Origin of the sequence: Actinokineospora sp. (assembly GCF_050699995.1) — a bacterium.
Taxonomy (GTDB): domain Bacteria; phylum Actinomycetota; class Actinomycetes; order Mycobacteriales; family Pseudonocardiaceae; genus Actinokineospora.
The window spans coordinates 1-6,164 of the sequence record NZ_JBOHGC010000472.1; the positions used below are offsets into that span (position 1 = coordinate 1).

Genomic DNA, 6,164 nt, shown 5'->3' on the forward strand with positions numbered 1-6,164 from the left:
GCCGCTCGCAGTGCGGCCACGGCGGCCGGGAAGCCCGCGGGCGCGACCCGCTTGGTGATGTAGGACCAGGTGATCGTGCGCCCACCGGCCAGCGTCCGGCCCGGATACAGACCGTGCCGGTCGGTGCGTGGGGTGTCGGCGCTTGTGATGTCCGGCAGGTCAATCAGCCCGTCGAGCTGTCGCCACCCGTAGGGCGTGCCCGCGCCGAGGACCAGGCCCCGCCACTCGATCTGATTGTCAGCGGTGATCAGGTCCCCGGCCGCCATGGATCACCCCCCGATGCTTTCCAGGCGCCACGCGAGTTCCTCGGAGACCTCGCGCGGGCTGATGGCTTCGGTCATGTCCAGGTGCTCGACGTTGATCAGCTTGTCGATGCTGGCGCCGCCGGGTAGCCCACCGAAGCCTGCGGTTGCGCCTGCGGGCGCCAGCCCCAGCCCGATGTCCTGACGAGGTGTAGGGATCGTCGCCGCGACGGACAAGTCACCCGCGGCCGCGGCCACATCGGAGGCCATCGAGGCGAGCCCGAGGGCCAGGCCCCGGCCCGCGTAGACGCCGATCTTGTGCATCTCCTTGGACGGTGAGGCGATCCCAAGGGCGCTACTGATGCCGCTGAGGATGTCCTGGCCGATCGAGATGACCTCGTTGATGACGGCGGAGACCATTGAGACGATGCCGTCGATCAAGCCAGCCAGCAGGTCGCGGCCTGCTTGGTAGAGCAGGCGGCCGAACCCGACGACCGCGTCGAGGATCTTGCCGGGCAGCGCCTTGACCCACTCGACGATCTGCCCGCCGACCTGGATGACGCCGTTGAGGGCTTCGCGCCAGGCGTTCGACGCCCACTCCCACAGCCTGCGGCCCAGACTGGCAATGGCCGAGATCGTGCGCTGCGGGAGTTCGGCGACGAACGTGACGATGGCGTTGACCCCGTCGACGACGGTGGTACGCGCCCACGTCCACGCCTCGACCGCCCAGGTGGCCAGCAGCCCGCCCAGGGCGGAGACGGCCTCGACGATCCGGCCGGGCAGACCGATGACGAAGTCGATCACTGCCTGTACGCCGATGACGAAGGCGGTGAGCATCAGGGCCCAGCCGTCGGTGAACAGTTGCCAGAGGAGCTGGCCGAGGTTAATGAGGGCACCGATGAGCCGGAACGGCAGCAGGGCGACCTGGACGACGATCCAATGTAGACCGTCTACAACGGCCCGCAGCGCCCAGACGTGGACGTCGACGAACGCCTGGAACAGCAGGCCGGGGAGAGCGAGCAGCGCGTCGAGGATCTGACCGGGCAGCCGGGAAAACCAGCCGACGAGCTCGTCGAGCCGGGCGCCCGCGGCCTTCACCAGGCCGGAGAACCACTCGCCGATCATTCCTGGCAGGCCGGCGACCCACGCGATCGCGGTCTTGATGCCAGCGACGGCATCCTCGACCGCACCGGTGATCGCGCCCCACACGGTCTCCGCGACGGCGCGGATCTTGTTCCACACCTTGCTGAGGAACGCGACGATCTCGTCCCAGTAGGTGACGATCACCATGACCACGGCGATGACCGCGGCGATGATCAACACCCACGGGTTCATCATCAACGCGACGTTGACGACGCGAATCGCGACGGCCAGGATGCCGAGCGCTTTCGCCGCGGCGAACAGGCCGAGCGCGAGCGGTGCGAGCCAGGTGACGTTGTCGGCAAGGAACGCGGCGAGCACCTGTAGCAGCGGCCCGGCGATCTGCAGGGCGTCGATCAGGGCCCCACCGACGATCCCGGCAAGCTCGGCGAAGGCTGGCGCCAGCTCGATGACGATCGGAACGAGCTCGTGCAAGGCGACCATGACGACGTCGGTGACGACACTGGCCACTGTGGACAGTGTGGTCGCGAGTGCTACCAACGCCGACTGGCCTTCGGCGGACTCGAAGAACTCCCGCAGCTGGCCGGTGAGGTTCAGCAGGGTGGTCAGCGTCCCGGCGCCCGCCGCGTCGAACGCGTCGAACACCGTGCCGATGATCGCGCCGATGTCCTGGAGGAGCTGACCGAGCTGCGAGAGTGTTGCCAGGCCGGTTGCGATCCACTCGTGGAGGCGACCGGATTCCCGCGCGGCGGAGACGAAGTCCGCGGCGCGCTCAGCGGCGCCGCTGAACCCTGAGGTTAGGTCGGGCAGGAACTCGGAGCCGACCACGACGAGGTCGCGGAAGATCCGCAGCAGCGAACCGGTCGCCGTGCCGACGTTGCCGACGGCGGTCGACGTGGCGTCGAAGATGGACGCCACGTCGGCCTGCGTCTGCGCTTCCAGCCCGAAGATGCGCATCCCGATGTGGGCGTTGTCGAACGACCGGGCGACGTCGGTGAGTCCGGAGGAGAGGATCGGCATGTAGACCTCGCCGAGCATCCCGATCGTGTCGCCGACCCCGGCGAAAAGCTCCTCTTGGACGCTCTGCTGCACTGCCTTCCACGCGGGGGCCAAGCTCCGCACGGCGACCGCGGCTTCGCGCGCGGCGGGGGTGAGCGTGGAGATGGACTCGGCGAACGCGGCCGGGTCGGAGATGTTGTCCATCGCCTCGCCGAAGCCCTGCATGCCCAGGGCCGCGGTTTTCATCGCGATGGCGGTGGCGATACCGGCGGCCGGTAGCACCGCGAGGGCGCCGGCCATCGCCCCGACCGTGGTCGCAGCCGACGCGATCAGCGGCACCGTGGTGCCGACCTTGGCCATGGACAACGCGAGCGACACCATCGCGGCCGCGGCGGCGTCCGACTTACTCCGCAGGCCCTCAAGGTCCTTGTCTGCCTTGAGGATTCCCCGCGTCCAGTCCTTGTCGTCGAGCCTCAGGTACCCGACAAGTTCACCGATGGTCAGAGCCAAGAGGTTCACCCCCTTGGTTCACGCACGCCGGTCAGAGGGTGTCGAGTGCTGCGATCACCGCGTCCGGGCCGGACACGTCGACCGGTTGGTCGGCGGCCCATTGCCGCCACCGCGACTGGTCCGACAGCCCGCGCAGATACATCAGGAACGTCGACGTCGCGAGGTGCCCGATCGCCTCCGCTGGGATGCGGTACTCGCGCCGGAAGTCCGCGACGATGAGCCCCCACCCGCGCCGGATCCGCGAGTCCCCGAAGATGCCGCCGCCCGCGCTTTTCCCTGCGAACGCTCGGCTTCCTCGATCATCGCTGTGGTCTCTGCGAACGTCATGGCCTTGCCGTTGCCGTTGGCCATGCCCCAAGCCAGCACCACGCGGAACTCGTCGGCGCCCATGCGCGCGTCGACCCAGGCGTCGTAGGTGTCTTCGCCGAACAGGGCGCTGACGACCTCGGCGACGTCGTCGGGATCCTTCGAGTGCTGCATCTCGTGGACCAGCTCGTTGACGTGCAGCGGCAGGCTGGTCGGAACGGTCACGAGTACGCCGCGGATTCGCGCCATCCTCGGCTTGATCTGGGCGCGCTGCTCGGCCCAGTAGGCGTCGAAGTCCTCGACCTCGACGTCGGTGTCGTCGAGGTCCTGGTCGTCGACGAGGTGTTCGTCCCAGGCGTCTCCGGCCGAGCGCCCGGTCGGGTCGTGCGCGGTCACGGCGCGGGGGTGGTGGTCGAGGCACCCGAGCGGCGCACCGTGCAGGACCAGGAGCCCTTGGCGTTGTGTCCGCCGCCTTGGTCGCCCACGCTGAACGTCGCCTCGGGCCACACCTTCCAGGTGGCCTGCAGCGGGTGACGGAACCGCAGGGCGCCGAGGGACTCGTAGGCCACCTTGGTAGCCAGCTCCTCGCATCGGGCCTGCCCGGCGTCGGCTGCGCCGGTGAGGTGGTCGAGCGTCTGGAGTCCGGCCAGCTCGACGCTGATACCGCGCTGCATGACCTCGGACTCGTAGTTGCCGCCCGAGTCGTTGACCGTCGTGTCAGCGGTCTCCTCGTTCTCGCCCGGCTTGATGGTGATGGTGTTGAGGTTGCCGATGCCGAGCCAGGTGACGCCGTCGGCGGCGCGCACCTGGACGATGATGTCGCGCGCGTTGATGCGACGCTGTGTCATGTCAGGTTCCTTTGTTCAGGGCCGATTTGCTGTGGGCCGGTCGATGTCAGCCCGGAAGTTCACGACCCACTCGGGTCGGTCGTTGGAGTCGCGGCCCATGGGCGCGGGTCCGGCGTTGACGCCGACGGCCAGCTGCAGCCAGGTCCCGCCCACGAGGTCGCGGCGGCCGAGGCCGTGCAGCAGGTCGTAGACGGCCTGGGCCTTGGCTTCGCCGACCCGGTAGTCGTTGCGTGGGCCGCGGACCTTGATCTGCAGGCCGGGCTCGTCGTGGGAGTTGAGCGAGTCGGACTCGGGACCGCCGTAAAGCTGCACGCCGAGCGCGAGGTCGGGGTCCTGCGGCAGTGGGCCGAGGAAGATGGTTCCGCCGATGGACCCGTCGGCGCGATAGTCGCCCAAGCCGAGGTCCTCTAAGAGCTGCGCGAACTCTTCGGTAAGCGTCACCGCCACCCCCTCAAATTGACGACAGAAACTGGACAATTACCGGACAGATAAAGAACAACAGCCCCACGTCTCGCTGCTGTCAGGCAGGCTCGGAGGCATGAACGAGACCCCCATGCCCGAGCGGGCGACCATGGTTACCGTCACAGCCGGGCGTGCCGCTGAGGTTTTCAGCAACGCGGCCCAGTGGCTCACCGATCACGACGGGTGCACCGTCATGGCGGCCAATTACAGCTGGGAGCCTGGCGACGACGTGGTCGTCAAGGACAACGCGCACGTACTCAGGCTCACCGTTGTCGCGGGGCCCTGCGACCCCGACTAGTTTGTTGCCTGTTTGAGGTTGGTGAAACTTCCTCGGTGAGCGTCGCGTAGGCATGCCCTCTACCTTGGCCGTATGAACAAGGAGCTTGAGGACCGCTACATGGCTTCGCTGGCGCGAGTCGCCGTGTCCCGGCGCGAGCTGGACCGGCTTGGAGAGTCGGTCGAACCCTTGACTGAGGGCGGGCCGCCGCCGATCTCGCAAGAGTTGCTGGAGGCGCAGCGGGAGGCCGCGGACGCGGCCAAGGAGTGCTACGAGGCGGGCAAGGCGTACTGGCGCGTCAAGGGCAAGTTCCTCGACGGTTAGGCGAGCTTCCGCCGGATGGTGGCGGCGACGATCTCGCCGATGGTGCCCGCCTCGCGGGCTGCCGGGTCTTCGAGGTACTTGGCCTTGCGCCCCTCGTCGTGCCGGTAGCCCAGTTCCTCGTGCTGCCGCACCGCGTAGGGGGTGTCGTAGGAGACGGCCGCGGTGAGGGTGGAGGCGTCCACGCTGGCGGCCCCGGAGCGCTCCAGCGTGGCCTCCTCCAGCGGCACTTCCTTGCGGCTCTCGCCGAGGAGGTGTTCGGCGCCGAGCTGGAGGCCCTGGACGGCGGCCTCGCGCATGTCCGCAGTGACCGCGATCCCGTCCCAGTCGAGCCGGGTGGTCAGCGTCATTCGCAACTCACCTCGACGTGACTGGGGACGGGAAGGGCGTGACCGTCCAACGTGCGCGACACGATGACGATGGTCTGGCGCCCGCGCACGGTCACGCGCGAATCGACCGGGACCACAGTGGACAGCGGGCAGTACGCCGTCGTGGAGGCGAGCACCTGATCGCCGCCGCTGTTGCGGACGAGGCGACGTTTGTCGTCGACGACCGCGCGCACGGTCATGGCCGCGCCGTAGGTGTCGCCGAACGGACCTGCGCCGAGGTAGGGCTCGATCACGATGTCCTCGCCCGCCTGCGCGTAGAGCCAGGCCGGAATCTCCACGTCACCACCACCGCTCCACGCCGCCGGTGACGATCGAGCCGGGCAGCAGGCCCGCGTCGCGCAGGTGCGCGAGCGCGTCCTCGCACACCCGCGGCGCGGCGCCGGTGCCGTCCGATGTGGACTTGCGGCCGGACAGGGCGACCGAGCCGATCGACACGCTGTCCCACTGGGTTCCGCCGCCGCCGTTCTCGGCCAGCTCGGAGCCGGGATTGGTAAGCCAGTGGATGACTTGGGCGCACACGGCGTCCCGCATTGCGTCCTTGACGGCCTGCTCGGTGGGCATGCCCGCGGTGTCGGTGAGGTAGACCGCGCTTCGGAGCGCGCCGTCGACGCGCTGCGAGGCCCTGGTGAGGACCCGCGTCACCTCGGGCTCGGCAGGGGCCACTACGCCAGGGGGCAGGCCGTAGGCGGTGATGTTGGCGGCGGTCGCG

Annotated in this window: 10 protein-coding genes; 2 read left to right on the forward strand and 8 right to left on the reverse strand. The window is 68.9% G+C overall.

Going from position 1 to position 6,164, the window contains the following annotated elements; genetic code table 11:
* The 5 genes from ACRDSQ_RS23425 to ACRDSQ_RS23445 all read right to left on the reverse strand — a co-directional run.
* The coding region (locus ACRDSQ_RS23425) for a hypothetical protein (protein ID WP_431424043.1) at positions 1–266 on the reverse strand (266 nt) is incomplete at its 3' end.
* A 3-nt stretch (positions 267–269) separates the two neighbouring features.
* Positions 270–2,852, reverse strand: a complete 2,583-nt coding sequence (locus ACRDSQ_RS23430) for a phage tail protein (protein ID WP_431424045.1) — start codon at positions 2,850–2,852, stop codon at positions 270–272.
* A gap of 141 nt (positions 2,853–2,993) precedes the next feature.
* The gene (locus tag ACRDSQ_RS23435; protein ID WP_431424046.1) at positions 2,994–3,554 is read right to left on the reverse strand and encodes a hypothetical protein; all 561 of its coding nucleotides are present in this window, start codon (positions 3,552–3,554) and stop codon (positions 2,994–2,996) included.
* A complete protein-coding gene (locus tag ACRDSQ_RS23440) occupies positions 3,551–4,006 on the reverse strand; it encodes a phage tail tube protein (RefSeq protein ID WP_431424048.1) in 456 nt (151 codons plus the stop codon). Before ACRDSQ_RS23440 ends, ACRDSQ_RS23435 begins: the two co-directional genes overlap by 4 nt.
* 15 nt (positions 4,007–4,021) lie before the next feature.
* Entirely contained in the window at positions 4,022–4,447 is a 426-nt protein-coding gene (locus ACRDSQ_RS23445; RefSeq protein WP_431424049.1) for a minor capsid protein, read from the reverse strand.
* 97 nt (positions 4,448–4,544) lie between these two features.
* Here ACRDSQ_RS23445 and ACRDSQ_RS23450 point away from each other — a divergent pair, with 97 nt between their 5' ends.
* The gene (locus ACRDSQ_RS23450; protein WP_431424050.1) at positions 4,545–4,766 is read left to right on the forward strand and encodes a hypothetical protein; all 222 of its coding nucleotides are present in this window, start codon (positions 4,545–4,547) and stop codon (positions 4,764–4,766) included.
* Between the two features lie 72 nt (positions 4,767–4,838).
* Entirely contained in the window at positions 4,839–5,069 is a 231-nt protein-coding gene (locus ACRDSQ_RS23455) for a hypothetical protein (RefSeq protein WP_431424051.1), read from the forward strand.
* Here the strand turns inward: ACRDSQ_RS23455 and ACRDSQ_RS23460 are convergent.
* The 3 genes from ACRDSQ_RS23460 to ACRDSQ_RS23470 form a co-directional block, all read right to left on the reverse strand.
* On the reverse strand, positions 5,066–5,416 hold the full coding sequence (locus ACRDSQ_RS23460; protein ID WP_431424052.1) for a hypothetical protein: 351 nt from the start codon (positions 5,414–5,416) through the stop codon (positions 5,066–5,068). The two genes, ACRDSQ_RS23455 and ACRDSQ_RS23460, sit on opposite strands and share 4 nt — an antisense overlap.
* Positions 5,413–5,733 carry a hypothetical protein gene (locus ACRDSQ_RS23465; RefSeq protein WP_431424053.1) on the reverse strand — a complete coding sequence of 107 codons (321 nt, stop codon included), beginning with the start codon at positions 5,731–5,733 and terminating at the stop codon, positions 5,413–5,415. Before ACRDSQ_RS23465 ends, ACRDSQ_RS23460 begins: the two co-directional genes overlap by 4 nt.
* 1 nt (position 5,734) lies before the next feature.
* On the reverse strand, positions 5,735–6,164 hold a 430-nt coding region (locus tag ACRDSQ_RS23470; protein ID WP_431424054.1), incomplete at its 5' end, for a hypothetical protein.